2 tRNA genes and 2 rRNA genes are annotated in these 2,995 nt (G+C 51.6%); all 4 read right to left on the bottom strand.

From position 1 onward, the window contains the following. Positions 1–1,940 (bottom strand): 23S ribosomal RNA (locus tag QUA47_RS30590); the annotation flags it as partial. A 368-nt stretch (positions 1,941–2,308) separates the two neighbouring features. Further along, a tRNA-Ala gene (locus QUA47_RS30585) sits at positions 2,309–2,384 on the bottom strand. Between the two features lie 27 nt (positions 2,385–2,411). Then, positions 2,412–2,488 (bottom strand) — tRNA-Ile (locus QUA47_RS30580). 102 nt (positions 2,489–2,590) lie between these two features. Next, positions 2,591–2,995, bottom strand: a 16S ribosomal RNA gene (locus QUA47_RS30575); the annotation flags it as partial.

The following is a 2,995-nucleotide window of genomic DNA, read 5'->3' as shown; positions in this document are numbered from 1 at the left end:
CAGGTCGGAACTTACCCGACAAGGAATTTCGCTACCTTAGGACCGTTATAGTTACGGCCGCCGTTTACTGGGACTTCGATCAAGAGCTTGCACCCCATCAATTAATCTTCCAGCACCGGGCAGGCGTCACACCCTATACGTCCACTTTCGTGTTTGCAGAGTGCTGTGTTTTTAATAAACAGTCGCAGCCACCAATTTTTTGCAACCCGTTCATGCTCAGATGTTCTCATCACATTACTAGGGCACACCTTCTTCCGAAGTTACGGTGTCAATTTGCCGAGTTCCTTCTCCTGAGTTCTCTCAAGCGCCTTAGAATACTCATCTCGCGCACCAGTGTCGGTTTGCGGTACGGTCAATTACAAGCTGAAGCTTAGTGGCTTTTCCTGGGACCTCGTTCAGTTACTTCGCGAGCAAGCTCGCTCGATCAACAGCCTCGGTATATGACACGCGGATTTGCCTACGTGTCGCCTACTTCTGTCTAAACCGGCACATCCAACAGCCGGATAACCTATTAAGATCCGTCCCCACATCGCACTTGTAATCGGTACAGGAATATTGACCTGTTTCCCATCAGCTACGCATCTCTGCCTCGCCTTAGGGGCCGACTCACCCTACGCCGATGAACGTTGCGTAGGAAACCTTGCGCTTACGGCGAGGGGGCTTTTCACCCCCTTTAACGCTACTCATGTCAGCATTCGCACTTCTGATACCTCCAGCATCCTTTACAAGACACCTTCACAGGCTTACAGAACGCTCTCCTACCACTTGCAATAAATTGCAAATCCGCAGCTTCGGTAACTGGCTTAGCCCCGTTACATCTTCCGCGCAGGACGACTCGATCAGTGAGCTATTACGCTTTCTTTAAATGATGGCTGCTTCTAAGCCAACATCCTGACTGTTTTAGCCTTCCCACTTCGTTTCCCACTTAGCCAATTTTAGGGACCTTAGCTGGCGGTCTGGGTTGTTTCCCTCTTGAGTCCGGACGTTAGCACCCGGTGCTCTGTCTCCCAAGCTGTACTCATCGGTATTCGGAGTTTGCCTTGGTTTGGTAAGTCGCCATGACCCCCTAGCCAAAACAGTGCTCTACCCCCGACGGTAATACTTGAGGCACTACCTAAATAGTTTTCGGAGAGAACCAGCTATTTCCAAGTTTGTTTAGCCTTTCACCCCTATCCACAGCTCATCCGCTAGTTTTGCAACACTAGTCGGTTCGGACCTCCAGTACCTGTTACGGCACCTTCATCCTGGCCATGGATAGATCACTTGGTTTCGGGTCTACACCCAGCGACTGAATCGCCCTATTCGGACTCGATTTCTCTACGGCTTCCCTATTCGGTTAACCTTGCCACTGAATGTAAGTCGCTGACCCATTATACAAAAGGTACGCAGTCACCCCTTTCGAGGCTCCTACTTTTTGTAAGCACGCGGTTTCAGGATCTATTTCACTCCCCTCCCGGGGTTCTTTTCGCCTTTCCCTCACGGTACTTGTTCACTATCGGTCGATGATGAGTATTTAGCCTTGGAGGATGGTCCCCCCATATTCAGACAGGATTTCTCGTGTCCCGCCCTACTTGTCGTTAGCTCAGTACCACACAGGTCTTTTCACGTACGGGGCTATCACCCGCTATGGCCGCCCTTTCCAAGGCGTTCCGTTAAGTCTTGTGCTATCACTAACAGGCTCTTCCGATTTCGCTCGCCACTACTTTCGGAATCTCGGTTGATGTCTTTTCCTCGAGCTACTGAGATGTTTCAGTTCACCCGGTTCGCCTCGCATGACTATGTATTCATCATGCGATACCTACTGCTAGGTGGGTTTCCCCATTCGGAAATCTCCGGATCAAAGCTTATTTGCCAGCTCCCCGAAGCTTATCGCAGGCTATCACGTCCTTCGTCGCCTATCATCGCCAAGGCATCCACCACGTGCTCTTATTCACTTGACCCTATAACTTTGACGTCTCACCAGGTCGTTCAACCCGGCCAAACACAAAATTACATCAAGCAAATGTCTGTCAGGTCTTTCACCTGACGCGTTATGCCGTTTCAATTCGCATCTTTCGATCAAATTGAATATTCGTTGACGCAATCAAAAAATGTTGCTGATGGCACGGTGCACATGAAACCTTTACGAATATGTGCTTTCCATCAGCAACGCTGATTCGACTCTATGAATTTTTAAAGAACAGCCGTGGCAACCTCGCGGTCACCGGTCAATCGATGGATATCAATCAACATCAAAATACCCTCGGGCCCACCGGCCCAGGATACTTTGATGTGGATTTATCTGACAAGAACGTCGCACGGGCAACGTTGGTGGAGGATGACGGGATCGAACCGACGACCCCCTGCTTGCAAAGCAGGTGCTCTCCCAGCTGAGCTAATCCCCCAGGATGTCTTGCGCTCATTGGAGGGGATGGTGGGTCTGGTTGGTCTCGAACCAACGACCCCCGCCTTATCAAGACGGTGCTCTAACCAACTGAGCTACAGACCCAAGCCGGTCGCTTGACTGCCCCAGGTCGAAACCCGGATCGCTGGCGACGTCCTTCCAACAACCGATAAGTGTGAGCGTTTGAGCTTGATTGCTCTTTTCCAGAAAGGAGGTGATCCAGCCGCACCTTCCGATACGGCTACCTTGTTACGACTTCACCCCAGTCACGAACCCCGCCGTGGTAATCGCCCTCCTTGCGGTTAGGCTAACTACTTCTGGCGAGACCCGCTCCCATGGTGTGACGGGCGGTGTGTACAAGACCCGGGAACGTATTCACCGTGACATGCTGATCCACGATTACTAGCGATTCCGACTTCACGCAGTCGAGTTGCAGACTGCGATCCGGACTACGACCGGCTTTGATGGATTGGCTCCCCCTCGCGGGTTTGCGACCCTTTGTACCGGCCATTGTATGACGTGTGTAGCCCCACCTATAAGGGCCATGAGGACTTGACGTCATCCCCACCTTCCTCCGGTTTGTCACCGGCAGTCTCATTAGAGTGCCCTTTC

The sequence above is a fragment of the Microcoleus sp. MON2_D5 genome (genome assembly GCF_036701905.1).
Lineage (GTDB): Bacteria > Cyanobacteriota > Cyanobacteriia > Cyanobacteriales > Microcoleaceae > Microcoleus.
This window is presented reverse-complemented; position numbering and strand designations above follow the sequence as displayed.